Genomic DNA, 26295 nt, shown 5'->3' with positions numbered 1-26295 from the left:
CCGACACTGATGCCGTCCAGCAGCGGCAGGAGCTGCGGATTGTCGCCGGATCACGCCACCGCCGCCCACCACCCGACACCGGCGGCAACAACGCTCAATCCGTGCCCACGCCTTGTCCGTGACCTCACCACGACCCACCATGGCTCAAGATCCAACCGCATCGCAGGTCAACCGCTTACAGGACACTGCCTAGACCGGCGGCGTTCTAGACCGGCAGGGCCAGCAGCCCGGCCAGCGTCGTCGGTCCCCCGCCGGGGAACGACAACGTGCCGGGCAGGCCCGGCACCTCCGGCCGCGGCGCGGCCGCGGGCGCGGGCACCTCGACCGGTTTGCCGCCGAACGGCGCGTTCTGCGAACCCCGCACCCCGATGGGGCTGCCCGGCGGTTCCGCACAGTAGGCCAGCGGGTTCGGCGGCACGTCCGTGACGTCGTTGCCCGGGCGCTGTTTCGTGGTCTCGTACCCCCGCGTGCACGACATGGGGTCGTTGAACGTCAGCACGAGCCCGAGGTGCCCGGTGCCGTCCGGGTTCGCGCCCGGAGCGGTCGCGGTGATCATCGGGAAGGCCACCAGCAGCTGCTCGATCCCGTCGGTGCGGGTGCTCGTGACCTGCATGGTGGTCAGCAGGTTCGCGATGACGACGCCGAGGTCCTGGCCCGAGTCGCGCAGGAGGTCGTCGACCTGCACGGCGACCAGCGGCACGTTCGTGATCAGCTCGCGCAGGTCCGGGTTCGACGTCTTCAGCTGCTCCGCGATGAGCCGCAGGTTGGTGCTGTAGTCGAGGATCTGGCGGGTCTGCTCCGCCTGCGTCGCCAGCACGGTCCTGCCGTTCGCCAGCAGCGACGTGGTCTGCGGCAGGTGCTCGGTCGCCGTGTCCGTCAGCCTGCCCGCGCTGTCGAGCAGCACCCGCAGCGCCGGGCCCGCGTTCTGGAACGCGAGGTACAGCTCGTCGACCGTGGTGCGCAACGAGTCCCTCGGCACGCTGTCGACGAACGTGTCCAGGTTGGACAGCAGGGTCTCCGGGCTCGACGGTGTCGCCGTGCGGTCGCGTGGCACGACCGAGCCGTCGGCGAGGAACGGGCCGCGGTCGTGGTCCGGTCGCAGGTCCACGTACTGCTCGCCGACCGCGGACCGGTTCGCGACGACGGCCCGCGTGTCGGCGGGGATCGGCGGCGCGTCGTCCTCGATGTCCAGCACGACGTCCACGCCGTCGTCGGCGAGCGTCAGGCGTTCGACCCGGCCGACGGTCACGCCCCGGTACGTGACCTCGGCGTTCGCGAAGATGCCGCCGGAGTCGGCGAGCTGCACGGTCACCCGGTAGCCGCGCGTGCCGAACAGCCGGTCCAGGCCCGCGTAGGTGCCGCCGACGTACACGACGCCGACGACCGCGATCATCGCGAACAGGAACAGCCGGACCTTGGTGCCGCGCAACAACATCAGCGACCCACCCCCAGCAGCGCGCCGAGCAGCCCGGTCAGCCCGCCGGGCACCTCACCCCGCGGCACCTGCGGCAGCGTCGGCACCGGCAGTGGTGGTTCGGCCGACGGCGCCGGGCCGGGCGTGGGCGACAGCCCGGGGATCGGGATGACCGGTGTGCTCGCGTTCTCCAGGTTCTCCAGCAGCACCGACAGGTCCAGGTCGAACTTGACGTCCACGTTCACGTAGTCGCCCTTGACCGCGTTGAGGAAGTAGTCGGTGAACGGGTAGGTCACGAGGAACTGCAACGAGTTCGGCAGGTCCGCCCCGGCCTCCGCGAGCTTGTTCAGCGTCGGGGCCAGGAGTTTCAGGTCGTCGACGAGGTCGTCGCGGCTGCGCTCGACGGTGTCGACGGCGACGGTCGACAGGTTCTCCAGCGCGCCCAGCATGGTGACGAGCGCGTCGCGTTGTTCGTTGACGACCGCGAGCCCCGGTCCGAGCTTGTCGAGCGCGACCTCGATGTCGCCGGTCTGCGCGGCGAGCCTGCCGGACAGGCGGCCGAGCGCGTCGATGGCCTTGGTGATGTTGTTCTTCTCGCTGTCGAGGACGCGCACCACCTTGTCGATGTTGGCCAGCGTGGCCCGCAGCTCCGGCTCGTTGCCGTCGAGCGCCGCGTTCACCTCCTCGACGATCGTGGCGAGCTGCCGGATCCCGCCGCCGTTGAGCAGCAGCGACAGCGCGCCGAGGACCTCCTCGATCTCCGGGTTGCGGTTGGTGCGGTCGATGGGGATCACCGCGCCGTCCCGGAGTGTCCCCTTCGGACGCTCCGGGGCCCGCAGCTCGACGAACTTCTCCCCCAGCAGCGACGACTGGCGCAGCTCGGCGACCGCGTTGGCGGGCAGGTGCACGTCGCCGTTGACGAGCATCGTCACCACGGCGGTCTTGTTGTCCTCGGCCAGCTCGATCCTGTCGACGCGGCCGACCGCGACGTCGTGCACCTTCACCCCGGCCTGCGGCACCAGGTCGAGCACGTCGCCGAACTGCGCGACGACCCGGTAGGGGTGCTCGCCGAGGTCGGCGCCACCCGGCAGCGGCATCTGGTACATGCCGGAGAACCCGCCGGACGAGCAGCCCGCGAGCAGGAGCGCCAGCGCCACCAGGACATATCTCATCGGCCACCGCCGGTGGCCGCGGCGGACAGGTCCACGATCGGGATCGGCAGCGGCGGCAGCCGGCCCGACGACAGCGCGCCGAGGATCTCCGCCGCGGACGGCAGGCCGAGCGTGCCGTCGATGTAGGGCGCCAGCTGCTCGCAGATGTCGGTCAGCGTCGTCGGCAGCTGCTTCGGCGTCGACGCCTCGAGCGTGCGGCACAGCATCAGCACCGGCGGGTAGGTCAGCTCGTTGAGGTTGCCGCGGATCGCGAACGACGCGGACGCGGCGTCGTAGGTGTTGAGGAAGTTCGACATGGCGAGCGGCGCCACGTCGAGGATCTCCGCGACCGCGGCCCGCTGGTCGACGAGCGCCTGCGTCACCCCGGTCAGTTTGTCCACATTGGAGCTGATGGTGTCCTTGTTGGTCGCGATGAACCCGTGCACGTCGGTGAGCGCGGTCCCGAGCGAGGCCAGTGCGGTGCCCAGCTCGTCGCGGTCGTCGGCGAGGTAGCCGCTCACGTCGGCGAGCTTGTCGTTGAACGCCTTGACCTGCGCGTCGCTCTCGGCGAGCGCCTCGGTGAACGTGGCGAGGTTGTCGACGGTGGTGAACAGGTCGCCGCGCGAGTCGGAGAGCGCGGCCGACGCGGCGGACAGCTCCCGGATGGTCTTGTTGAACAGCTCCCCGTTGCCCGCGAGGTTCGCGGCGGCGGTGTCCAGCACGTCGGACAGCGCGCCGTCCTCGTTGGCGCCGTTGGGGCCGAGCGCGGTCGCGAGGTCGTTGACGCTGGCGGTCAGGTCGTCCAGCTCGACCGGGGTCGCGGTGCGTTCGAGGGGGATGACCGTGCGGTCGGCCATCAGCGGGCCGGCCTCGTACGCGGGGGTCAGCTGCACGTACCGGTCGCTGACCAGCGAGGGCGCGACCACGACGGCCTGCGCGGCCGCGGGGATCTCGACGCCGTCGTCCACGGTCATCTCGACCCGCACCCGGTCGCCCTCCGGCGTGACGGCGGTGATGCGCCCGACGCCGACGCCGAGCACCTTGACCTCGGAGTCCGGGTACACGCCGACCGCCTTGGTGAAGTACGCGGTGATCCGCGTGCCCGTCGGCGCCATGGTGATCCACCAGAGCGCGAAGCTGATCATCAGCATCAACGCGAGCGCGTAGACCACCACGAGCGCGGCGCGCCGGCTCGCGCGGCTCTCCTCGACCATCGCCCGGACGTTCATCGGGGGCCCTCCGGGGTGAGCGGCACCGTGCAGCCCTCGGGGTTGATGTCGAAGACACCGATCTTGGTCGGTGGTGGCAGCAGGCCGCAGATGTAGCCCTCGAACCAGCGGCCGTTGCCGACGACGTTGTTGAACGTCCGCACGTACGGCGCCAGCGACCGCAGGCTCTCCGACAGGTTCTTCTGGTTCTTCGCGAGGATCGTGGTGACCCGGTCCAGCTCGTCGAGCGCGGGTTTGAGCTGCTTCTGGTTGTCGGCGACCAGCCCGCGCAGCTCGCCCGCCAGCATGGTGGTGCCGGTCAGCAGCGTGTGCACGGCGTCCCGGCGCAGCTGCAGTTCGCCGAGCAGCAGTGACGCGTCGGCGAACAGCTTCTTCAACTGGTCGTCCCGGTCGGCGACGGTCGTGGAGAACCCGGCCGTGTTGGCGAGCAGGGTGCGCAGCTGCTCGTCCCGCGACGACAACACGGACGACAACCGCGACAGACCCGTCAGCGTGTCCTTCATGTGCTTCGGGCTGTTCGCGAACGTGTCGGACAGCACCTCGAAGCTCTGCGCGAGCTGCTCGGTGTCGATCCGGTCGACCGTCTGCGACAGCTTCCCCACCGCCGGGACGATGTCGAACGGGGTCTGCGTGCGGTCGACGGGGATGGGGTCGTCGGCGCTCTGCGGTGTCCCGCCCGCGGACTCGACGGCCAGGTACTTGTCGCCCAGCAGGGTCTTGATCTGGATCGACACCGTGCTGCGGTCGCCGAGGCTGACGTCGGCCACGCGGAAGTCCACGACGACCTTGTTGCGTGCCAGCTCCACGGACCGCACCTCGCCGACCTTCACGCCGGCCAGCCGCACCTCGTTGCCCGGCCGCAGCCCGGCGGACTCCCGGAACTCCGCGGTGTAGGTGGTGCCGCCGCCGATGATCGGCAGGTCGTCGGAGTTGAACGCGACGAGCAACCCCAGCACCAGCAACACGATCGTCACCGTGCCGACCGCCGCCGGGTCCCGCTCCTTGAGGGGCTTCATCATTGACACCTCTCAGCCGGCGGCGTGCCGGGGATGGGCAGCAGCGGCAGGTCGACGGAGACACCCAGGTCCGACACGCCGATGCGGCCGGACATGCTGCAGAGGTAGTAGTTGTACCAACCGCCGTAGCTCGACACCCGGCTGATCGTCTGCACCTTGTGCGGGAGCCCGGCGAGGAACTTGTCGACCGTGTCGCCGTGGTCGGCGAGGTTGCCCGCGAGCCGGCCGAGCGCGGCGATGTCCTCCTTGATCGGCGGCCGCACCGACGACAGCAGCCCGGCCGTCGACTCGGTCAGGTCGCCGAGCGCGCCGATCGCGTCGCCGATCGGCTGCCGTTGCGCGGCGAGCCCGGACGCGAGCCGCTGCAGCTGGTCGATCAGCCCGGACACCTCGGTCGTGCGTTCGTTGACCGTGGTCAGCACGGTGTTGAGGTTGTCGATGACCTGCCCGATCACCTCGTCCTTGCCCGCGATCGTGGTCGCGAGCGACGCGGTGTGCGCGAGCACGCTGTCGATCGTGCCGCCCTCCCCCTGCAGCACCTGGATCAACTCGCCCGCGAGCTTGTTGACCTCGTCCGGCTTGAGCGCCTGGAACAGCGGCTGGAAGCCGTTGAACAGCTCGGTCAGGTTCAGGGCGGGCTGGGTGCGGTCGAGCGGGATCGTGTCGCCGGGCCGCAGCACCGCGTTGGTGTCGCCGGGCCCGACGGCGAGCGCGATGTACCGCTGCCCGATCAGGTTGCGGTACTTGATGGTCGCGGTGACCGACTTCGGCAGCCGCCGTGCCGCCTCGACGTCGAACCGCACGTCCGCCCACTTGTCGGCCACGACCGCGATGTCGGTGATCTGTCCGATCCGGACACCGGACATGCGGATGTCGTCGCCCTCGTTGAGGCCGGTGACGTCGGTGAAGCGGGCGACGTACCCACTGGTCGCGCCGAGCGTGGTGTTGGCGATCGTGAGGCCCAACAGTGCGGTCAGCGTGACGGTGACGACCGCGAACACGGCCATCTTGATCAAGGGAGCCAGGAAGTTCCTCATTCCACCGTCACCGCCACGCCCCGGAACAGCGGGCCGAGCAGCAGCGACGACCAGTCGGGCACGTCCGACGGCTGCACCCCGAGGCCCGGCGCGACGAGTGCCGCGATCAGCTCCTGCTCCGGCGGAGTGTTGGCGACCTGCGCCGTCGTGGCCGACTGCGGCAGCGTGTTCGGGAAGTCCTCCGGCCGGTCCGACTTCGGTGGCGGCGGCTTCGACGACCCGTCGGCGAGCGGCCCGCCCTCGGGGTACTGCGGGAACCGGGCGGGCGGCTTCGCGACCGGGTAGCAGCGCGGTCCGCGTTTGTCGTCGTAGCGCGGGGTGTCCACGCCCGGCACGTACTTGCCGCGGCTCGACGTGATCTCGATGGTCACCTTCGTGACGTTCGGCGTTGCCGTGCCCTTGCCGAACGCCCGGTCGGCCGCCGGGATCGCGTCGACCAACTGTTTGAGCAGGCACGGGTACTCTGGCGCGTACTTCGCCAGCACGGCCAGTGTGGACTCCGACTCGCTCACCAGGTCGATGATGTTGTCCTTGTTGGCGGCCAGGAAACCGCCGAGGTCGATCGACGCGTTCGTCAGCGTGCTGTACAGGTCCCGCAGTCGGCTGCGCTGCTCGACGACGGTCTGCGTGGTGACCGTCAGATCCCGCAGGGCGGTCAGCAGCTCGGGACCGGCCTGCGCGTACGTGTCCGCGACCGTCGACAGCCGCTGGATGTTCGCCCGCAGGTCCGGCAGCGACGGGGTGATCTCCGTCAGGTAGTCGCCGAGCTGGACGAGCGTGTCGCCGAACTGCTTGCCGCGCCCGTCGAGCGCGGTCGCCATCGCGTTCAGCGTGGACGACAGCTTCTCCGGCTGGATGGCCCGCAGCACCGGCATGAGGTTGTCGAGCACCTGCTCGATCTCGACCGCCGAGCTGGTGCGGTCCTGCCCGATCACCGCGCCTTCCCGCAACCGCCCGCTCGGCTCGGCGGGGGTCTGCAGCGCCACGTACCGCTCGCCGAACAACGTCTTCGGCAGCAGCCGCGCGGTGACGTTGCCGGGGATCGCGCCGACGTGGTCCGGGTCGAGCGCGAGGTCGAGGACCGCGTGGTCGCCGTCGGGCCGGATCGCGCGCACCTCGCCGACGATCAGCCCGCGCAGCTTCACGTCCGCACCGGCGCGGAGCTGGTTGCCGACGTGGTCGGTTTCGAGCGTCACCGGCACGACCGGGGTGAACGTCTTGCGGTAGAAGGCGATCGAGAGCACGACGAACATCCCGGCGATGACCAGGAAGATCAGCCCGTAGATCTGGTACCGGCGGCGTTCGCTCATGGTCACCCCGCCAGCCGCACGGTCGTGGTCGCGCCCCAGATGGCGAGCGACAGGAAGAAGTCGAGGAGCATCTGCACCACGATCGCCGCCCGCACCGCCCTACCCACGGCCACCCCCACCCCGGCCGGACCGCCGGACGCGGTGTAGCCGTAGTAGCAGTGCACGAGGATCACGACGACGCTGAACACGATCACCTTGAGGAACGACCACAGCACGTCCTCCGGTGGCAGGAAGAGGTGGAAGTAGTGGTCGTAGGTGCCCGCGGACTGGCCGTAGAACCACACGGTCACCTGCCGCGACGCCACGTACGACGAGAGCAGACCCACCAGGTACAGGGGAATCACGGCCGCGACCGCCGCGATCACGCGCGTGGTCACCAGGTACGGCAGCGACGGCACCGCCATCACCTCGAGCGCGTCGATCTCCTCGGAGATCCGCATCGCGCCGAGCTGTGCGGTGAACCCGCAGCCCACGGTGGCGGACAACGCGAGCCCGGCGGCGAGTGGCGCGACCTCGCGGGTGTCGAAGTACGCGGCGATGAAGCCGGTCAGCGCGGACGTGCCGAGCTGGTTGAGCGCCGAGTACCCCTGCAGGCCGACGATCAGGCCGGTGAACACGGTCATGCCGATCATCACGCCGAGCGTGCCGCCGATGACGGCGAGCGCGCCGGACCCGAAGAACACGTCCGACAGCAGGCGCAGGATCTCCCGCGGGTAGTGCGCGAGCGTGCGCGGCACCCAGGCGAGGACGCGGACGTAGAACGCGAGCTGCTGACCCAGCGTGGCGAGCCCGTCGGCGGGCTGCTTCGCGGCGACCACGAGCCGTCGCGGCACCTTCGGCGGGATGTCCACTGTGGCCATCTACATCCCCTTCGGCGGGACGATCTGCAGGTATATCCCGGTGATCACCACGTTGATGAGGAACAGCAGCAGGAACGTGATCACGACCGTCTGGTTCACCGCGTCCCCGACACCCTTGGGCCCGCGCCCGGGGTTGAGCCCGCGGTAGGCGGCGACGATGCCGGCGACGAACCCGTACAGCACCGCCTTGATCTCGCTCACCCACAGGTCCGGCAGCTGCGAGAGCGCGTTGAACGACGCCAGGTACGCGCCCGGGGTGCCGCCCTGCATCACCACGTTGAAGAAGTAGCCACCCGCGACACCGACCACGCTGACGAGCCCGTTGAGCAGCACCGCGACGATCATCATGCCGAGCACCCGCGGCACGATCAGGCGCTGGACCGGTGACACGCCGAGGACTTCGAGCGCGTCGATCTCCTCGCGGATGGTCCGCGACCCGATGTCCGCGCACATGGCCGACCCGCCGGCACCGGCGACGAGCAGCGAGGTGATCAACGGCGACGCCTGCTGGACGATCGCGAGCGCGCTCGCCGCGCCCGTGAACGACTGCGCGCCGATCTGCTGGGTCAGCGAGCCGAGCTGCAACGCGATGACCGCGCCGAACGGGATCGACACCAGCGCGGTGGGCAGGATCGTGACGCTCGCGAAGAACCAGCACTGCTGGATGAGCTCACGCCACTGAAACGGTCGCCGGGGCGTGTACTTCGCGACCTCCCAGGCGAGCGTCGACATGCGCCCGACCTGTGCGAGCCCGCGCACGGGCGCAGGACGTCCAGCGTCAATGCTCATGTGCCATCACCCGTGAGGTACAACGACCCGGAACCGTTGCGGTTACCCGAAACTCGACAAAGAATGGGCCGCGGTCACACCCCCGTCCGCCACGAACTCGGCGCCCGTGCAGTAGGAGCTTTCGTCGCTCGCCAGGAACAGCACCAGCTCGGCGATCTCGGGCGGCTGGCCCACTCTCTTCATCGGCACCCGTTTGCCGACGTAGGTCAGGTCGACGGGCTGCCCGCCGAGCGCGGTCGGCAGCAGGCCGGTCTCGATCGCGCCGGGGTGCACGGAGTTCACCCGCACGCCCTTGCGCGCCAGCTCCAGCGCCGCCACCTTCGTCATGCCGCGCACCGCGAACTTGCTCGCGGTGTACGCGGTCAGCGCCGGTGTCGCCGCCAAACCCTCCACAGAGGACACGTTGACGATGGAGCCGCCGCCCGCCTCGACCATCAGCGGTGCCACGGTCTTCATGCCGAGGAAGCAGCCGACCTGGTTCACCTGGATCACGCGCAGGTAGTCCGCGAGCGCGGTCTCGGTCAGCAACGCGAAGTGCAGGATGCCCGCGTTGTTCACGAGCACGGTCGGCGGGCCGTAGGTCGCGACGACCTCCTCGACCCCGGCCGTCCACTCGTCTTCGGCCGACACGTCCAGGTGCAGGTAGTGCGCGCCGATCTCCGCCGCGAACTCCTTGCCCAGCTCGTCGTTCACGTCCGCGACGACGACCCGGGCACCCTCCTCGGTGAACCGGCGCGCGGCAGCCGCGCCCTGCCCGCCCGCGGCGCCGGTGATCAGCGCGACCTTCCCGGTCAGCCGACCCATGTCACATCAACTCCTCGCCGAGTGGCATCAGGACCGTCTTCAGTTCCGTGTACGCCTCGAACGCGCTCCGCCCGCCCTCGCGTCCGAGGCCGGACTGCTTGAAGCCGCCGAACGGCAGGTGCGGCTCGACCTGGAACCCGTTGATGCCGACCGTGCCCGCGCGCAGCCGCCGCGCCAGCCGGAAGGCCCGCCGCGCGTCCGTCGTGTACAGACCGGCACCGAGACCGTACTCTGTGTCATTGGCGATCGCGACGGCCTCGTCCTCGGTCTCGAACGGGAGCACCGCGAGGACCGGCCCGAAGACCTCCTGCCGCGCGATGTCCATGCCGTTGTCGACGTCGGCGAAGATCGTCGGCCGCACGAAGTTGCCGGCCGCCAGGTCACCTTCGACCCGCTCGCCACCGCACACGACCCGCGCGCCCTGTTCCTTGCCGCGGGCGATGAGTCCCAGGACGTGGTCGAGCTGCTTGGTGTTGATCAGCGGACTGGCCAGCGTGGCCGCCTCGAACGGGTCGCCGTAGGTGATCGCGCCCGCCATCATCTCGGCGGCGCCGAGGAACTGGTCGTGGACGTCCCGGTGCACGAGCGCCCTGGTGTGCGCGACACAGGCCTGTCCGGACAGTCCCATGGTGACGGTGCCCATGGTGGTCATCGCGGCGAGGCCGATGTCCGGCGCGTCCGGGAACACGAGCGTCGGGCTCTTGCCGCCGAGCTCGAGCGACACCCGCTTGAGCGTGCCGGCCGAGGCGGCGACGATCCGCTTGCCGACGGCGCGGCTGCCGGTGAAGCTGACCTTGTCGACGAGCGGGTGCGTGATCAACGCCTCGCCGGTCGGGTCACCCGGTCCGGTCACCACGTTGACCACGCCGTCCGGGATGCCCGCCTCGGCGAGGAGCTCGACCATGCGCAGCACGCAGAACGTGGCGTACTCGGACGGTTTGACCACGACCGTGCAGCCCGCGGCGAGCGCGGGCGCGAGCTTCTGCGCGTACAGCAGGAAGGGCCCGTTCCACGGCAGGACCGCCGCGACCACGCCGACCGGTTCGCGGAACGTCATCGCCAGGTGGTCGCCGCCCTGGTACGGGGTGAGCGTCTGGCCGCCGATCTTGTCGATCCAGCCCGCGTGGTGGTCGAACGCGTCCGCGGCGGCGCCGACCGAGGTGGCGTAGACCGGCCCGAACGACAGCGGCACACCGTTGTCGAGCGCCTGCAGGCCACGCAGCTCGTCGGCGTGCTCGCGCAACAGGTCCGCGTACCGGTGCAGTGCCTTGACGCGTTCGCCCGCACGCGTGCCCGGCCAGCGGCCGTCGTCGAACGCGCGCCGCGCCGCCCGGACCGCCTCGTCCACATCGGACGGCCCGGCGACCGCGATGTCGGCGATGGCCTCGCCGGTCGCGGGGTGGACGTGTGTCCACGTCTCGCCGGACGCCGCTGCCCGCCACGTCCCGTCGATCAGCAGCATGCCGTCGGTGAGGCCCACCTCGTCGCGGCGGGCGAGCAGGCTGAGCGTCATCGTCCCGCCTCCAGCGACATGAGGTCGGTGGCGGCGAACGTCTTCTTCGGGTCGCGGTCGGCGAAGTACGCCCCGAGCGCGGTGTCCAGCGCCTCCGGGGTCCACCGCGGGTGGTCGAACCGCGCCTCGACGGTCGGCGGCGCGAGCAGGGCGACCATGCCGCCGTACACGACGAACACCTGCCCGCTGATCTTGTCGGCGGCGGGCGAGGCGAGATAGGCGACGAGCGGCGCGACGTGGTCCGGGGACAGGGGATCAGTCACGCCGTCGTCGCCTGCCGGGGCGGCGCCGAACACCGCCGCGGTCATGGCCGTGCGCGCACGGGGGCAGATGGCGTTGGCCCGCACGCCGTACCGGGCGAGGCCGCGTGCGGTGGCGAGGGTGAGCGCGGTGATGCCCGCCTTGGCGGCGGCGTAGTTCGGCTGGCCCTCGGACCCGAACAGGAACGCCTCGGACGCGGTGTTCACCACGCGGCCGTAGGTGGTGCCGCCGTTCGCCTTCGCGTGCCCGCGCCAGTAGGCGGCCGCGTTGCGGGACAGGAGGAAGTGGCCGCGCAGGTGCACCCGGACGACGAGGTCCCACTCGTCGTCGGTCATGTTGAACAGCATCCGGTCGCGCAGCACGCCCGCGTTGTTGACGACCACGTGCAGCCCGCCGAACCGGTCGACGGCCGTGCTCGTCAGCGCCGTCGCGGTGTCCGCGTCGGACACGTCGCCGCGCACGAGCACCGCCTTGGCGCCCAGGGCCTCGATCTCGTCGACCACGTCGGTGCCGGCGACGTCGTTCACCACGAGGTCCGCCCCGGCCCTGGCGAGGGCGAGCGCCTCGGCCCGGCCCAGCCCGGCACCCGCGCCGGTCACGATCGCGACCTTCCCGTCGAGTACCGCCGCCGTCATTGCCGGACCTCCTCGTTTGGCCAGGACTCTAGTACATTCTTAGAACGTGTTCTAGTAGCGAGGAGCGCCGATGCACATCGCGTACACGCCCGAGCAGGAGGAACTGCGGCGCGAGCTGCGGGCGTACTTCGCCACGCTGATGACACCCGAGCGCCGGGAAGCGCTCTCCGGCGGTGGCGACTACGGCGACGGCGAGGTGTACAAGGAGGTCGTGCGGCAGATGGGTGCCGACGGCTGGCTCGCGCTCGGGTGGCCCGCGGAGTACGGCGGGCAGGCCCGGCCCATGATCGACCAGCTGATCTTCACCGACGAGGCGGCCGTCGCGGGCGCGCCGGTGCCGTTCCTGACGATCAACACGGTCGGGCCGACGATCATGCGGTTCGGGACCGAAAAGCAGAAGCGGTTCTACCTGCCGAGGATCGCCTCCGGCGAGCTGCACTTCGCGATCGGCTACTCCGAACCGGAGGCGGGCACGGACCTCGCGTCACTGCGGACCCGGGCCGTGCGCGACGGTGACGACTGGGTGGTCAACGGCCAGAAGATGTGGACGTCGCTGATCTCCTACGCCGACTACGTGTGGCTCGCGTGCCGCACCGACCCGGACGCGCCGAAGCACAAGGGCCTGTCGATCCTGATCGTCCCGACCGACGCCGAGGGGTTCTCGTGGACGCCGGTCCGCACGGTGTCCGGGCCGACCACCAGCGCCACCTACTACTCCGACGTCCGCGTGCCCGCGGACGCGCTGGTCGGGGAGGTGAACCGCGGCTGGCCGCTGATCACCAACCAGCTCAACCACGAACGCGTGGCCCTGACGTCGTCGGCGCCCGTCCGCGAGGCGCTGCGCGAGGTGCGGGAGTGGGCGCAGGCGACGAAACTCCCGGACGGCCGCCGGGTGATCGACCAGGAGTGGGTGCAGATCCACCTGGCACGCGTGCACGCGAAGGCCGAGTTCCTGAAGCTGATCAACTGGAAGATCGCCTGGGGCGTCGACAAGGGGCTCAGCCCCGCCGACGCGTCGGCGACCAAGGTGTTCGGCACCGAGTTCGCGATCGAGGCGTACCGGCTGCTGATGGAGGTGCTCGGCCCGCAGGCGTACGTGCGGGCCGGTTCGCCGGGCGCCCTGCTGCGCGGCCGGGTCGAACGGATGCACCGGGCGTCGCTGATCCTGACGTTCGGTGGCGGGACCAACGAGGTGCAACGCGACATCGTGGCGGCCGTCGGCCTCGGCCTGCCCCCGGCGAAGAGGTGATCTCCCGTGGACTTCTCCTTCCCTGACGAGGGCCGGGAACTGGCCGGACTGACCAGGACTATCCTGGCGGACCGCCTGACGCCGGCCAGGCTCGCCGAGGTCGAGGCCGGCGGCGACCGGTTCGACCGTGCACTGTGGACGGACCTGGCCACGGCGGGCGTGCTGTCGGCGGCCCTGCCGGAGACGGTCGGCGGCAGCGGGCTCGGGCTGCTCGAGCAGTGCGCGGTGCTCGTGGAGCTGGGCCGGGCGGTCGCGCCGGTGCCGTACCTGTGCTCGATCGTCCAGTCGGCGTCGGCGATCGCCGAGTTCGGCACGGACGCCCAGCGGACCGCGTGGGCGGCGCCCGCCGCGGCGGGCGAACTGGTGCTGACGGCGGCTCTGTCCGAAGAGGTCGGTGACGACCCCGCGCGGCCGACGACGACCGGCAACCGTGCAAGTGCATCTGCACAATGGCATCTGCACGGTTCAAAAGTCGCTGTGCAAGCCGGTCCGTTGGCGAATCTGTTTCTGGTGCCCGCGGAAACGGCACTCGGACTGACTGTGTTCCTTGTCACTCCGGCGGATTCCGGGGTGTCCGTCCGGCGCCAGCAGATCGTCGACGGCGACGCCGAGGCGGTCCTCGAACTGGACGACGTGGTGCTCGACGACGACCGCGTGCTCGGCGAACCGGGCGGCGGCGCGGCCGTCGTCGACTGGCTCACGACCCGGGGCACGGTCGGACTGTGCGCGCTCCAAGCAGGCGTTTCGACGGAATGTCTGCAGATGACGGCCCGGTACGCAAGTAGCAGAGTGCAATTTGAACGCCCAATCGCGACATTTCAGGCAGTGGGCCAGCGGCTCGCCGACTGCTACATCGACGCGGAGGCGATCCGGTTGACACTGTGGCAGGCCGCTTGGCGACTGTCCAAAAATCTCGCTGCCCACAATGAGATCGCGACCGCGAAGTTCTGGGCGGCGGACGGCGGCCACCGCATAGCCCATGCCGCGGTGCACATCCACGGCGGTGTGGGTATTGACGTGGACTACCCGTTGCATCGATATTTTGTGGCCACGAAACGCATCGAGTTCAGTCTTGGCGGCGCCACCACGCAGCTGCGCCGCATCGGTAACGCACTGGCCGCGGAGCCGGCCTGAGGAGGTTACGCATGACCGCGCCGGGGGATCCGGTCCCCACTGTCACCGAGCTGCTGCTCGCCCGCGCGGACGATGCGAACCCCGGCCTCGTGTTCGAGGACCGGCAGTGGACGTGGGCGGAGCACCTGCGGGAGTGCGCGGACCGGGCGGCGCTGCTCCGGTCGCTGCGGCGCCCGGGGCCGTTCCACATCGGCGTCCTGATGGACAACGTCCCGGAGTTCTCGTTCCTGCTCGGCGGCGCCGCGCTCGCGGGCGCGGTGGTCGTCGGCCTGAACACGAGCAGGCGCGGCGAGGCGCTCGTGCGGGACATCAAGCTCGCCGACTGCCAGGTCGTGCTGACCGACAGCCGGTACGTGGAGTTGTTGCAGGGCCTGGACATCGGCGCGCGGGTGCTGGACGTGGACTCGGCGGCGTGGCACGTCACCGCGTACCGCCACCAGTACTCGCCGCTGGAGGCCGTGCCCGCCACGCGGGACGACCTGCTGATGCTGATCTTCACGTCCGGCACCAGCGGCGAACCGAAGGCGGTGCGCTGCACCCACGGCAAGATCGCGGGCCCCGGCAGGATGCTGGCCGAGCGGTACGGCTTGGGCCCCGGCGACACCACGTACGTGTCGATGCCGATGTTCCACTCGAACGCGATCATCGCGGGCTGGGCCGTCGGCCTGGCGGCGGGCGCCCGCATCGCGCTGCGGCGCCGCTTCTCGGCGTCGGGCTTCCTCGCGGACGTCCGGGACTACGCGGTGACGTACGCGAACTACGTCGGGAAACCGCTCTCCTACGTGCTGTCCACACCGGAGAAGCCGGACGACGCGGACAACCCGCTGAAGGTGATGTTCGGCAACGAGGCCAACCCGAGGGACGTCGAGGCGTTCGCGAAGCGCTTCGGCTGCCAGGTGGTGGACGCGTACGGCTCCACGGAGGGCGGCATCGTCGTGCCCCGGCCGCCGGGCACCCCGCCGGGCTCGCTCGGTCACCTGGCACCGCCGCTGGCGGTGCTCGACCCGTCGACGGGCAGGCCGTGCGCCCCCGGTGAGGTGGGCGAGCTGGTGAACACGTCCGGCGCGGGCCAGTTCGCGGGCTACTACCGCGACTCGGCCGCGGACGCCGACCGCGTGCGGGACGGCAAGTTCTGGAGCGGCGACCTCGTCCACCACGACGAGGACGGCTGGCTGTACTTCGTCGGCCGGACGTCCGAGTGGCTGCGCGTGGACGGCGAGAACCTCGGCACCGCACCCATCGAACGCATCCTGCTGCGCCACCCGTCGGTCACCGAGGCCGCGGTGTACGCCGTCCCGGACCCGGCGACGGGCGACCAGGTGATGGCGGCGCTGGTGATGCGCGACAACTTCGACCCGGACGAGTTCGCGGCGTTCCTGTCGGCCCAGCCCGACCTGGGCCCGAAGCAGGTCCCCAGGTTCGTCCGCATCACGGCCCGCCTCCCGCGAACGGCGACGTACAAGGTGCTGAAGCGGACGTTGTCGGCGCAGCGCTGGCGCACGCCGGACACCGTGTGGTGGCGCCCGGGGCCCGAGCTGGAGTTCGAACCGCTGACACCGTCGAGCGACCCTATCCGGCTCGACTGGGGTGCCCGGTCCGTGCGACCCTGAGCGCATGCCTGACAAATCGGAACCCGCGGCCACACCCGAATCCGCAGAGGCAGAGCCCCAGCAGGAGGATGTGAAGGCCGCTTTCCGCGCGGCCCTGGAGCGCAAGCAGGCGCAGAACCGCAAGGGCCAGGAACACGCGGACGCCCGCTCCAAGGTGGACAACGCCCACGGCCCCGCGGCCGCGAAGCGCACGTTCCGCCGCAAGAGCGGCTGAGCCAACGGGAAAGGGGCCGGCTTGATGCCGGCCCCCTTTTTTGTGCCCGCAGTTGTCCACAGCCGACAGAGTTGTCCACAGTTTCGCGCCGCGCCCTGGAATTGTCGGTGGGCACCGGTAGACTGGCATGGCGGGTGGCCCCCCGGGAATGGGTGGGGGTTCACGTACGTACTGGGCGGGGCGTTTTCGCAGGTCAGCGCCGTTGTGGCGATTCGTGTGCCCGGGGTTTGTGGTGTGCCTTGCCTGGGTTTTCCCTCCGGGGGGTCCTCGCCGGACGGGCTGGTCTCCGGGATGGCGGCGGGTCCTGCACGGGGTTGGGTTGGCAAGGACTGCTGTCCGTGGTGGTGCCTGCCATCCCGTCGACCTCCCGCCGGGCTATCACACCGGGTCAAGGGGGCCCGGCGGCCTTGGGCACGTGGGCGCGTTGAGCTTCGGGCCCCCTTGACCCGGTGTGATCGGGCTTCGCCAGGTCGACGGGATGGCAGGCACCCCCTCAGTGGGTGTTGGGGGCTTCGCCCCCCTTGCGAGGGCCGGGCGCTGCGCGCCCGGCACGCTGGGTTGCGCGCCCGATCCGCCAAGGCCCGCCCATCCGGCGGCACCGGACACACCCGTCAACCTCCAGGCTGAACCAGCCCGGTCTCATACGCCCAGATCACCAACTGCACCCGATCCCGCAACCCGAGCTTCGACAACGCGCGCGTCACGTGCGTCTTCGCCGTCAGCGGGCTGATCACCAGCCGCTCCGCGACCCCGGCGTTGTCGAGCCCCTCCGCCACCAACCGCACGACCTCGGCCTCCCGTGCCGTCAGCTCCGTCACCGCCGGCACGGCGCGTGCCACCGGCCGGTGCGCCAGCGCCGACACCACCCGCCGCGTCACGCTCGGCGACAGCAGCGCATCCCCCGACGCCACCGCCGAGATCGCCCGCCGCAGGTCGCGCGGCTCGACCTCCTTGGTGAGGAACCCGCTCGCCCCGGCCCGCAGCGCCGCGAACACGTGCTCGTCCGTCTCGAACGTCGTCAGGATGATCACCCGGCACGCGGGCCGTTCGGCGACGATCCTCGCCGTCGCCGCGATGCCGTCCAGCCCTGGCATGCGGGTGTCCATCAGCACCACGTCCGGCTGGTGGGCCCGCGCGGCCCGCACCGCCTCGTCGCCGGTCGCGGCCTCGGCGACCACCCGGAACGGCTCCCGGCGCAGCAGGCTGCGGAAGCCCGCGCGCACGAGCGCCTGGTCGTCGGCCAGCAACACGGTGATCATGGCAGCGGCAGCCTCGCACTCAGCGCGAACCCGCCCTCGACCGGCCCGGCGGTCAGCGTCCCGCCGTGCGCGGCCACCCGCTCCCGCATCCCGGCGAGCCCGTGCCCGCCACCCTCGCCCGGCGTGCCGCCCCGCCCGTCCTCGACGACCGACACCGTCACCGCGTCGTCGTCGCGCGTGACCGTCACCACCGCGGACGACGCCCGCGCGTGTTTCAGCACGTTCGTCAGGCCCTCCTGCACCACCCGGAACACCGTCATCGCGACCGGCGCGGGCAGGCCGGACAGGTCCCCGTCGAGCCGCACCGGCAAGCCCGTGCGCTCGACCAGTTCGCGCAGGTCGGGGACGTGCGGGCCGGTGCGCAGCACGTCGATCAGCGACCGCAGGTCGGCCATCGCCTGCCCGCGCACCGACTGCGCCAGCCGCAGCGCCTCCCGCGCCTCGGCGGGATCGTCGTCGAGGGTGTCGGCGACGACGTTCAGGTGGATCCCGACGACCGCGAGGGTGTGCGCGACGATGTCGTGCAGCTCCCGCGCCACCACCAGCCGCTCCTCCGCCGCGCGGCCGCGTTCGGCGAGCGCCGCGGTCCGGCGCGTTCCGACGTAGGCCTGCGCCGCCGCCAGCACCGCGACCAGCCACAACGCCTCGCCGCCGAGCTGGGCGGGGCTCGCCGCGAACGCCGCCAGCACCCCGAGGTTCGCCACGCCGACCCCGATCGCCCACCGCGGCTCGCCGGCGAGGACGGCGCCCGCGTACGCGACCGTCACCGGCCACACGAACCCCGGCGCGCCCAGGTCCGAGCCGCCGAACCCGCACAGCACCACGACCGACGCGACCAGCACGTGCACCGGCCACCGCCGCCGGAACAGCAGCGCGCCCCCGAGCGCGACGGCGAGCGGCACGGTGCCGCCGTAGGTCACCGGCTCCCCGGCCAGCGCGGTCCCCACGACCACGGCGGCCGCGGTGGCCGCGCCGAGGGCGATGTCGAGCGCCCGCATCACGCCCTCCTCCCGCGCGTGGCCGCCGCGCACAGCACCAGCCAGCCCAGGTCCGCCACGATCATGAGCCGTTCGGCCAACCCAAGCACATGCCCGAGGTGGTCGGGCCCGTCCATCACCTCGACGGTCCCGACGGCGAGGACCACGACGAGCCCGGCAGACACCAGCCCCGGCCACCACGGCACGTCCCGCCGCGCCAGCCACGCCGCGACCGGCAGCGCGAGGAACGCGAGCCAGCCGCCCAGCCCGTGCACGACCGTCGCGGCGGACGGGCCGGACCAGTCGCCGTACGCCTGGGTGGGCACGACCCCGGCGACGAGCAACCCGGCGCCGAACACGGCGACGGCGATCGCGGGCCCGCGCCGCAGACGGGGCACGACGGCGAACGCGGCGAGCGCGCACCCGAGCCCGACAACCGTGATCAGCCAGCCGGCGCGGGCGTGGACGAAGTAGCTCGCCATGTGCGCGACGGGGTCGAGCACGGCGTGGTCGAGGTTCAGCAGGTCGACGCAGAGCAGCGCCGCGAGGGCGGCGCACGCGCCGCTGACGGTGAGGATCATGCGACCGAGCCTGTCGCCGGACGCGCGCCCGCACGTCGTCCCCGGGGACGCACTTGCGCGTACACCAGGTGGTGTACGTCAGGTCCGCAGCGTGAACAACAGGTACGCCGCGATCGACGGGCCGTCCGTGATCACGCCATCGCGCAGCATCCGCTCCACCTCGGCGCGCGGGAACCACTGCTGCCGCATGTCCTGCTCGGTGGCCTCCCGCTCCGGCCTGCCCGGCGTCAGGTCCGTCGCCAGGAACACGTGGCAGCCCTGCCCGGACAGGGCGTTCGCCGGGTGGAGGTAGCCGACGCGCGTCAACCCGGCGGCCGTCAGCCCGGTCTCCTCCCGCAGCTCGGCCGCCGCCAGCTCCTCCGGCGTGCCCGTCACACCGGCCGGGAACGACCCCGACGGGAACTCCCACGACCGCGCGCCCACCGGGTACCGGTACTGCTCGACCAGGTGGAACCCGTCGTTCTCGAACGGCAGGACCAGCGCGAAGTCCTTCGCGTCCACCACCGAGTAGATGCCCTGCGCGCCGTCCGCACGCACGACCAGGTCCTCGCGCAGCGACAGCCACCGGTTCTCGTACACCAGGCGCGACGACAGCTGCCTCACACCGGCCGCCGCATGGTGAACAGCAGGTACGCGGCCAGCGACGAGTCGTCGGTGATCACGCCGTCGCGCAGCATCCGCTCCACCTCGGCGCGCGGGAACCAGTCCTGCCGCATGTCCTGTTCGGTCACCTCGCGGCGCGGCTCACCGGGTGTCAGGTCCGTCGCCAGAAACACATGGAAACCCTGGCCGGAGATGCCGTGCGCGCAGTTGAGGTACCCGAGGCGCTCGTACGCACCGGCGGTCAGGCCCGTCTCCTCGCCCAGCTCGGCGGCCGCGAGCTCCTCGGGCGTGCCCGTGACACCCTGCGGGAACGCGCCCTGCGGGAAGCACCAGCGCCGCTCACCCAGCGGGTACCGGTACTCCTCGACCAGGTGGAAGCCGTCGTTCTCGTACGGCAGCACCAGCGCGAAGTCCGGCTTGTCGACCACCGAGTAGATGCCACGCGTCCCGTCCGGGTGCTCGATCTCGTCCTCGCGCAGCGTCAGCCACGGGTTCTCGTACACGATCCGGGAAGACAGCGTCCTGATGCTCACGCCTTCAGTCTGGCCCGCGCTTCCTCCACCTCGGCGAGGAGGCTCGCCATGACCTCCGCGACCGGGCGGACCTCGTTCATCCGCCCCACGATCTGCCCGACGGGCATCGCGACCACGTCCGGGTCGCCGCCCTTCGACATCCGCAGGTGCGCCTCGCCGACGAGCATGTTCTGCAGCGGCATCGGCAGCGGTTCCGGCGCGTCCGGTTCGGCCCACGCCTGTGTCCACTTGTTCTTCAGCAGCCGCGCGGGCTTGCCGGTGTAGATCCGCGACCGGACGGTGTCGCTCGAGGTCGCGCGCACGAGCGCGGTCTGGATGGCGGTCTCCGACAACCGGTACTCGGCGGTGGTGAGCCAGTACGAGCCCATCCACACGCCCGACGCGCCGAGCGCGTGCGCGGCGAGCACCTGCCGGCCGCTGCCGATCCCGCCCGCGGCCAGTACGGGAACGCGCTCCCCGACCGCGTCCACGACCTCGGGCACCAGCACCATCGACGCGATCTCACCGGTGTGCCCGCCCGCCTCGTAGCCCTGCGCCACCACGATGTCGACGCCGTTGTCGACATGTCGCCTGGCGTGCGCGGCGGTGCCCGCGAGCGCGGCGACCGGCACCCCGGCCGCGTGCGCCCGCTCGATGACGTCCACCGGCGGCGAACCGAGCGCGTTGGCGATCAGCGCGATGCGGTGTCCCAGCGCGACGTCCACGTGCGACCGCGCGACGGAGTGCAGCCAGCCGAGCACACCCGCGTCACCCGCGGAGCCACCCGACAGCGGCGGCACCCCGAGCTTGAGCAGCGTCCGCTCGACGAACTCCTTGTGGCCCTGGGGAACCAGCGCGGACAGGTCCTTCGGCGTGCCCTCGGTGGGGACCTTCGCGGGCATCACGATGTCCACACCGTACGGACGGCCGTCGGTGTTCTCGTCCATGAAGGACAGCGCGGCGTCGAGGTCGGCCGGGTCGTTGAACCGCACGCACCCGAGCACCCCGAGCCCGCCCGCCCTGCTGATGGCCGCGGCCACGTGCTCGGACGGGGTGAACCCGAAGATCGCGTGCTGGATGCCCAGCCGCTCGCACAGCGCCTCAGACCCCGACATTGGCCGCCTGCCACATGGGTTCGTGCTCCTCGGTGTACTTCTTCGCCCAGGGGTAGTCCGGTTTCCCGCTCGGGGCGCGGCCGACCTGATCGACGATCCACACGCTGCGTGGCGTCTTGTAGCCGGCGAGCCGCTCCCGCACGTGCGCGTCCAGCGCGGCGAAGTCGATCTCGCGGCCCTCCCACGGCTGCACGAGCGCCGCGACCCGCTGCCCGAGCCGATCGTCCGGCACGCCGACGACGAGCACGTCGAACACGTCCTCATAGGACTTCAGCGCGGCCTCGACCTCCTCGGGGAACACCTTCTCCCCGCCCGTGTTGATCGAGACGTTGCCGCGGCCGAGCAGCGTGATCGTGCCGTCCTCCTCGAGCCGCGCGTAGTCGCCCGCCACGACGTAGCGTTCCCCGTCGACCTCGACGAAGATCGACGCGGTCTTCTCGGGGTCCTTGTAGTAGCCGAGCGGCACGTGCCCGCCGCGCGCGAGCCTGCCGATCTGCCCCGGCTGATCGACCCTGCGGTTGTCGTCGTCGATCACGATCGTCTTCGGGCCGCCGTTCACCCTGGGCCCGCCCGCGCTCGGCTTGCTGCCCTTGAGGATCACGCCCATGCCCTGGAACCCGCTCTCCGACGACCCGATGGCGTCGGTGATGACCGCGTTCGGCAGGGCCTCGAGGATCTCCTCCTTCACCGACGGCGAGAACAGCGCCGCGTGGCTGGAGAACGCGATCACCGAGGACGCGTCGTAGTCGCCCTCCTGGTAGGCGGCGAGCAGCGGCCGCGCCATGGCGTCGCCGACGATGGTGACGATCCGGACCTGGTGCCGGTCGATCGCCTTCCACACCTCGTGCGGGTCGAACTGCGGCAGCAGCACCACGGTGTCGCCGGAGAACAGTGCCGGGAGCGTCGCCCACTGCGCGGCGCCGTGGATCAGCGGCGCGCACGGCAGGCGCGTCATGCCGCCGGACTCGCGGCCGCGCTGCGACTGGGCCCACTCGTCGGGGAGCGCCTCGCCGGTGTAGAAGTCGATGCCGCCGCCGAGGGTGCGCCACACGTCCTCGTGGCGCCACATCACGCCCTTCGGGTAGCCGGTGGTGCCGCCGGTGAAGAGGATGTACAGGTCGTCGGGGCTGCGTTCCCCGAAGTCCCGCGCCGCGGACTGCGCGGAGAGCGCGCTCTCGTACCCCACGCTGTCGCTCGGCAGGTCGGTCCCGTCCTCGACGACGATCGTGTGCCGCACCCCCGGGGTGCCGGGCAGGACCGCGGCCACCTTGTCCGAGTAGCGGCGCTCGTGGACGACGGCGACGAGGTCCGCGTTGTCGAAGAGGTACCGCAACTCGTTCTCGACGTAGCGGTAGTTCACGTTGACCGTGACCGCGCGCAGCTTGTACGCGGCGAGCAGCGTCTCGATCGCCTCGATGGAGTTGCGGCTGTAGAGACCGATGTGGTCGCCGCGCCCGATGCCCTGTTCCGCCAGGTGATGGGCCAGTTGGTTGGCACGCCCCTCCAGTTCGGCGAAGGTCGCCGCGCGGTCGCCGCACGCGATCGCGATCCGGTCGGGAAAGGCGTCGACGGCATGCTCGAAGAGGTCCGCGATGTTGAGGGCCACGGAACCAAACTAGAACGTGTTATCGTTCCTGGCAATGCCCCAGCCGGAGGTGAATTCGATGGCGGACTGCCTCGTCGAACAGGACGAGCACGTGCTGGTCGTGACGATGAACCGCCCGGCCGCCCGGAACGCGCTCTCCGGCGAGATGCTGAAGATCATGCGCGAGGCGTGGGACCGCGTCGACGAGGACCCGACCGTGCGCGCCTGCGTACTGACCGGAGCCGGCGGCGCGTTCTGCGCGGGCGCCGACCTGAAGGCGATGACCACCAACCACCCAGGCGAAACCCAGTTCGACGCGGCGGTCATCGAGCCGTTGCTCAAGGGGCGCCGCCTGACCAAGCCGCTGATCGCGGCGGTCGAGGGCCCAGCCATCGCGGGCGGGACGGAGATCCTGCAGGCCACGGACATCCGCGTCGCCGGCGAGAGCGCACGTTTCGGCGTGTCGGAGCCACGCTGGGGCCTCTACCCCCTGGGCGGTTCGGCGGTCCGGCTCCCGAGGCAACTCCCGTACACGGTGGCGGCGGACCTCCTGCTCACGGGCAGGCACATCCGCGCCGAGGAGGCACTGCGCGTGGGGCTCGTGGGCCACGTCGTCCCGGACGGCCAGGCCCTGGCGAAGGCCATGGAGATCGCCCACGCGATCGCCGCCAACGGCCCGCTAGCCGTGCAGGCAATCCTCCGCACGATCCGCGAGACCGAGGGCATGCACGAGAACGACGCGTTCCGGCTGGATGCCGAGATCGGACTCCGGGTGTTCGCGAGCGCGGACGCCAAGGAGGGCCCCAAGGCGTTCGCCGAGAAACGCCCGCCAAGGTTCGAGGGCCGGTAGCCGGCTCCGCGACGCCGGGCGCCCTCCGGCCCCCGGAATCCAGCGTAGTCACGACCACCGACAATCCCGGCGACCACGCCACCGCCCTGTGGACAACTCGCCATCAGGACCAGAGCAACCCGGGTAGCCCGACCGTCGCGGCCCCCGAAACCACCGGCCCGGCCACTGGCAGCCCAACACAACCACCCGCGAAGAACCGTCCCAGGGATGGCCTCCGGCCCCCGGAATCCAGCCTACCCGCGACCACCGACGATCCCGCCCACCGCGGCAACCGCCTGTGGACAACCACCTTCCAGCGCTCACCGCACCGGAACGAGCCGGTGCGCAGTCCCGGCCAACACAGCGATTGCCGCGCACAGCCACCTCCAGTCGGCTACCGGACCCGGAACGCCCCCAATCTCCCAACACCGCAGCAATTCCTCGCGTACCCCCACCTTCATGCGGCGATCAAACCCCGGCACAAGCGGCCACCGCAGCAACCTCCCAACCACCGCAGCGACCGCCTGCGCACCACCACCCCCAACTGGCGACCCCCAGAGCCAATCGATCCACAGCTACCCGCAATCTCCCAACCACCGCAGCATTGCCCGCGCACCACCACCTCCAAGGAGGCGACCGACCCCCAGAGCCAGCCGGTCCACAACCACCCAACTTCCCAGCCATCGCAGCGACTGCGTGCGCACCACGACCCCCAACGGCGACCGACCCCGGAACGAGCCACAACCGCCCGTAACCTCCCAGCCACCGCAGTAACCACACCAGCGCCCCTCAGGCGGCGACCGACCCCGGGAACCACCCGGTTCACAACCACGAAGAATCCCAGCCACCGGCGCAACAGCCCGCCCCAGGACAGCCTCCGGCCCCCGGAATCCAGCGTAGTGGCCCTCACTGACAAGATCGGGCCGCCACGGGCAGCGGAGGCGTGGTTGTCCACAGCCGCACGGGTTGTCCACAGCCCCGCCCACGCACGGCCGTCACTGTCGGTCCCCTGCCGTAGGCTGGTGATCGGGGGCCGGAGGCCGGCCCCTCAGATCGCCCGTTCGCGATTCGCCCAGTACGGGTCTCGCAGCTTTCGCTTGTACAGCTTGCCGTTCGGGTCGCGCGGCAGCTCCTCCGCGTAGTCGACCGACCTCGGCAGCTTGAACTTCGCCAGCCGTTCCGCTGCGAACGTCAGCAGTTCCTCCGTCAGCTCCGGGCCCGGCGTCACCCCGTCGACCGGCTGCACGACCGCCTTGATCTCCTCGCCCCAGTCGTCGTTCGGGACGCCGAAGACCGCCACGTCCGCCACCTTCGGGTGCACGGCCAGCGTGTTCTCGATCTCCGCCGGGTAGATGTTCACGCCGCCGGAGATGATCATGTCGGCCTTGCGGTCGCAGAGGTACAGGTACCCGTCCTCGTCGAGGTAGCCGATGTCCCCCAGCGTGAACAGGTTGCCGACACGCGCGGCGCGGGTCTTGGCCTCGTCCTTGTGGTACTCGAACGTGGAGTCACCCATTCGCATGTACACGAGGCCGGGGGTCCCGGTCGGCACCGGCTCGCCGTCGTCGTCGAGGACCGCCACCACCGAACCCGGCCACGCCTTCCCGACCGACCCCGGCTTCCGCAGCCACTCCTCCGCCGAGATCGCCGTCCCGCCGCCCTCGGTGGCCGCGTAGTACTCGGTCACCACCGGGCCCCACCAGTCGAGCATCCGCCGCTTGACCTCCGGCGGGCACGGCGCAGCGCCGTGGATCATGCAGCGCAGCGAGGAGACGTCGTAGCGTGACCGGACGTCCTCCGGAAGTTCCAGCAATCGGTGGAACTGGGTCGGGACCATGTGGCTGTGCGTGACGCGGTGCTTCTCGATGAGCCGCAGCATCTCCTCCGGCCGCCAGCGGTCCATCAGCACCGCGGTGTGCCCCAGCTGGATCGAGTTGGCGACGAAGTTCAGCACCGCTGTGTGGTACAGCGGCGAACCGCAGATGTGCACGTGCCCGTCGAACGGGCCGAGCCCGAAGATCCCGAAGAACCACGACGCGGCCGGCGGCACGACGTCCGGGTCGGCGCCCGTCAACGGCCGCCGCACGCCCTTGGGCCTGCCGGTCGTACCCGACGTGTACAGCATCGGCGACCCCGCCGTGCGCACGTCGGGCCGCCCCGTCTCACCCGCGCCGAGCGCCGACAGCGGCGCGAATCCCGGCACGTCACCGACCGCGAACCCGATGACCCCGGTGCGGGACAGCGCATCCGCGGCGGTCTCGGCGAACCGCTCGTGCGCGACGAACGCCTTGGCGCCGCTGTCCTCGACGAGGTACGCCACCTCGGCGCCGACCAGGTGCCAGTTCGCCATCACGACGTACAGCCCGGTCTGGAACGCTCCGAAGTAGACAGACACGAGGTCGATCCCGTTGGGCAGCAACAGAACGACGCTGTCACCCGGCGCGAGCCCCATGGCCTGGAAGCCCCTGCCGTAACGGTCGGCCGCGGCCGCCAGCTCGGCGTAGGTGACCTGACGGCCGTCGGGATCGACGACCGCGGTCAGGTCAGGCTGCTCACGGGCGATGTTCCACAGTCCGGTCGAGGCCACCCCGCCAATCTAGAACGTGTT

At 71.0% G+C, this 26295-nt stretch carries 24 protein-coding genes; 5 read left to right on the top strand and 19 right to left on the bottom strand.

Annotated elements, in window-relative coordinates:
• Nucleotides 1–205: 205 nt before the first annotated feature.
• The 11 genes from ACYQ77_RS05050 to ACYQ77_RS05000 are packed head-to-tail and all read right to left on the bottom strand — an operon-like array spanning nucleotide 206 to nucleotide 12019.
• Nucleotides 206–1435 (bottom strand): MCE family protein, encoded by a 1230-nt coding sequence (locus ACYQ77_RS05050; RefSeq protein WP_459707829.1) that lies wholly within the window; start codon nucleotides 1433–1435, stop codon nucleotides 206–208.
• Nucleotides 1435–2586 (bottom strand): MCE family protein, encoded by a 1152-nt coding sequence (locus tag ACYQ77_RS05045; protein ID WP_459707828.1) that lies wholly within the window; start codon nucleotides 2584–2586, stop codon nucleotides 1435–1437. The genes ACYQ77_RS05050 and ACYQ77_RS05045 overlap by 1 nt, the downstream gene beginning before the upstream one ends.
• Nucleotides 2583–3794, bottom strand: coding sequence for an MCE family protein (locus ACYQ77_RS05040; RefSeq protein WP_459707825.1), 1212 nt, complete (start codon nucleotides 3792–3794; stop codon nucleotides 2583–2585). The genes ACYQ77_RS05045 and ACYQ77_RS05040 overlap by 4 nt, the downstream gene beginning before the upstream one ends.
• Complete coding sequence (locus ACYQ77_RS05035) at nucleotides 3791–4810, bottom strand: MCE family protein (protein ID WP_459707824.1); 1020 nt, start codon at nucleotides 4808–4810, stop codon at nucleotides 3791–3793. Before ACYQ77_RS05035 ends, ACYQ77_RS05040 begins: the two co-directional genes overlap by 4 nt.
• On the bottom strand, nucleotides 4810–5847 hold the full coding sequence (locus ACYQ77_RS05030) for an MCE family protein (protein WP_459707822.1): 1038 nt from the start codon (nucleotides 5845–5847) through the stop codon (nucleotides 4810–4812). The genes ACYQ77_RS05035 and ACYQ77_RS05030 overlap by 1 nt, the downstream gene beginning before the upstream one ends.
• Nucleotides 5844–7157 (bottom strand): MCE family protein, encoded by a 1314-nt coding sequence (locus ACYQ77_RS05025; RefSeq protein WP_459707820.1) that lies wholly within the window; start codon nucleotides 7155–7157, stop codon nucleotides 5844–5846. The genes ACYQ77_RS05030 and ACYQ77_RS05025 overlap by 4 nt, the downstream gene beginning before the upstream one ends.
• A gap of 2 nt (nucleotides 7158–7159) precedes the next feature.
• Entirely contained in the window at nucleotides 7160–8017 is an 858-nt protein-coding gene (locus ACYQ77_RS05020; protein WP_459707818.1) for an MlaE family ABC transporter permease, read from the bottom strand.
• Nucleotides 8018–8806 carry an MlaE family ABC transporter permease gene (locus ACYQ77_RS05015; RefSeq protein WP_459707816.1) on the bottom strand — a complete coding sequence of 263 codons (789 nt, stop codon included), beginning with the start codon at nucleotides 8804–8806 and terminating at the stop codon, nucleotides 8018–8020. It lies immediately after the preceding gene.
• Nucleotides 8807–8848: 42 nt separating this feature from the next.
• The gene (locus ACYQ77_RS05010) at nucleotides 8849–9610 is read right to left on the bottom strand and encodes a glucose 1-dehydrogenase (RefSeq protein ID WP_459707815.1); all 762 of its coding nucleotides are present in this window, start codon (nucleotides 9608–9610) and stop codon (nucleotides 8849–8851) included.
• Nucleotide 9611: 1 nt separating this feature from the next.
• Complete coding sequence (locus ACYQ77_RS05005; protein WP_459707814.1) at nucleotides 9612–11123, bottom strand: aldehyde dehydrogenase family protein; 1512 nt, start codon at nucleotides 11121–11123, stop codon at nucleotides 9612–9614.
• Nucleotides 11120–12019, bottom strand: a complete 900-nt coding sequence (locus tag ACYQ77_RS05000; protein ID WP_459707812.1) for a 3-oxoacyl-ACP reductase — start codon at nucleotides 12017–12019, stop codon at nucleotides 11120–11122. The genes ACYQ77_RS05005 and ACYQ77_RS05000 overlap by 4 nt, the downstream gene beginning before the upstream one ends.
• A gap of 70 nt (nucleotides 12020–12089) precedes the next feature.
• Here ACYQ77_RS05000 and ACYQ77_RS04995 point away from each other — a divergent pair, with 70 nt between their 5' ends.
• From ACYQ77_RS04995 to ACYQ77_RS04980, 4 genes are all read left to right on the top strand, one after another.
• Complete coding sequence (locus ACYQ77_RS04995; RefSeq protein ID WP_459707811.1) at nucleotides 12090–13268, top strand: acyl-CoA dehydrogenase family protein; 1179 nt, start codon at nucleotides 12090–12092, stop codon at nucleotides 13266–13268.
• A 6-nt stretch (nucleotides 13269–13274) separates the two neighbouring features.
• The gene (locus tag ACYQ77_RS04990; protein WP_459707809.1) at nucleotides 13275–14402 is read left to right on the top strand and encodes an acyl-CoA dehydrogenase family protein; all 1128 of its coding nucleotides are present in this window, start codon (nucleotides 13275–13277) and stop codon (nucleotides 14400–14402) included.
• 11 nt (nucleotides 14403–14413) lie between these two features.
• Entirely contained in the window at nucleotides 14414–16012 is a 1599-nt protein-coding gene (locus ACYQ77_RS04985) for a long-chain-fatty-acid--CoA ligase (protein WP_459707807.1), read from the top strand.
• A 70-nt stretch (nucleotides 16013–16082) separates the two neighbouring features.
• Nucleotides 16083–16226: a DUF5302 domain-containing protein gene (locus ACYQ77_RS04980; RefSeq protein ID WP_459707806.1), complete on the top strand. Its 144-nt coding sequence runs from the start codon at nucleotides 16083–16085 to the stop codon at nucleotides 16224–16226.
• A gap of 611 nt (nucleotides 16227–16837) precedes the next feature.
• Here the strand turns inward: ACYQ77_RS04980 and ACYQ77_RS04975 are convergent.
• The 7 genes from ACYQ77_RS04975 to ACYQ77_RS04945 form a co-directional block, all read right to left on the bottom strand.
• Nucleotides 16838–17485, bottom strand: a complete 648-nt coding sequence (locus tag ACYQ77_RS04975) for a response regulator (RefSeq protein ID WP_459707805.1) — start codon at nucleotides 17483–17485, stop codon at nucleotides 16838–16840.
• Complete coding sequence (locus ACYQ77_RS04970) at nucleotides 17482–18483, bottom strand: sensor histidine kinase (protein WP_459707803.1); 1002 nt, start codon at nucleotides 18481–18483, stop codon at nucleotides 17482–17484. The genes ACYQ77_RS04975 and ACYQ77_RS04970 overlap by 4 nt, the downstream gene beginning before the upstream one ends.
• Nucleotides 18483–19043 carry a DUF998 domain-containing protein gene (locus tag ACYQ77_RS04965; protein ID WP_459707801.1) on the bottom strand — a complete coding sequence of 187 codons (561 nt, stop codon included), beginning with the start codon at nucleotides 19041–19043 and terminating at the stop codon, nucleotides 18483–18485. Before ACYQ77_RS04965 ends, ACYQ77_RS04970 begins: the two co-directional genes overlap by 1 nt.
• Nucleotides 19044–19121: 78 nt before the next feature.
• Nucleotides 19122–19646, bottom strand: coding sequence for an NUDIX domain-containing protein (locus ACYQ77_RS04960; RefSeq protein ID WP_459707800.1), 525 nt, complete (start codon nucleotides 19644–19646; stop codon nucleotides 19122–19124).
• Nucleotides 19643–20179: an NUDIX domain-containing protein gene (locus ACYQ77_RS04955; protein WP_459707798.1), complete on the bottom strand. Its 537-nt coding sequence runs from the start codon at nucleotides 20177–20179 to the stop codon at nucleotides 19643–19645. Before ACYQ77_RS04955 ends, ACYQ77_RS04960 begins: the two co-directional genes overlap by 4 nt.
• Nucleotides 20176–21273: an NAD(P)H-dependent flavin oxidoreductase gene (locus tag ACYQ77_RS04950; RefSeq protein WP_459707796.1), complete on the bottom strand. Its 1098-nt coding sequence runs from the start codon at nucleotides 21271–21273 to the stop codon at nucleotides 20176–20178. Before ACYQ77_RS04950 ends, ACYQ77_RS04955 begins: the two co-directional genes overlap by 4 nt.
• Nucleotides 21260–22879: an acyl-CoA synthetase gene (locus ACYQ77_RS04945; RefSeq protein ID WP_459707795.1), complete on the bottom strand. Its 1620-nt coding sequence runs from the start codon at nucleotides 22877–22879 to the stop codon at nucleotides 21260–21262. The genes ACYQ77_RS04950 and ACYQ77_RS04945 overlap by 14 nt, the downstream gene beginning before the upstream one ends.
• Nucleotides 22880–22937: 58 nt before the next feature.
• Between ACYQ77_RS04945 and ACYQ77_RS04940 the strand changes: the two genes are divergently transcribed.
• Entirely contained in the window at nucleotides 22938–23708 is a 771-nt protein-coding gene (locus tag ACYQ77_RS04940; protein ID WP_459707794.1) for a crotonase/enoyl-CoA hydratase family protein, read from the top strand.
• A gap of 1027 nt (nucleotides 23709–24735) precedes the next feature.
• Here the strand turns inward: ACYQ77_RS04940 and ACYQ77_RS04935 are convergent.
• Nucleotides 24736–26274, bottom strand: a complete 1539-nt coding sequence (locus ACYQ77_RS04935; protein ID WP_459707792.1) for an acyl-CoA synthetase — start codon at nucleotides 26272–26274, stop codon at nucleotides 24736–24738.
• Nucleotides 26275–26295: the final 21 nt, after the last annotated feature.

This window comes from Actinophytocola sp. KF-1 (genome assembly GCF_054661535.1).
The sequence above is the reverse complement of the archived record's forward strand: the minus strand, read 5'-3'. Positions and strand labels throughout refer to the sequence as shown.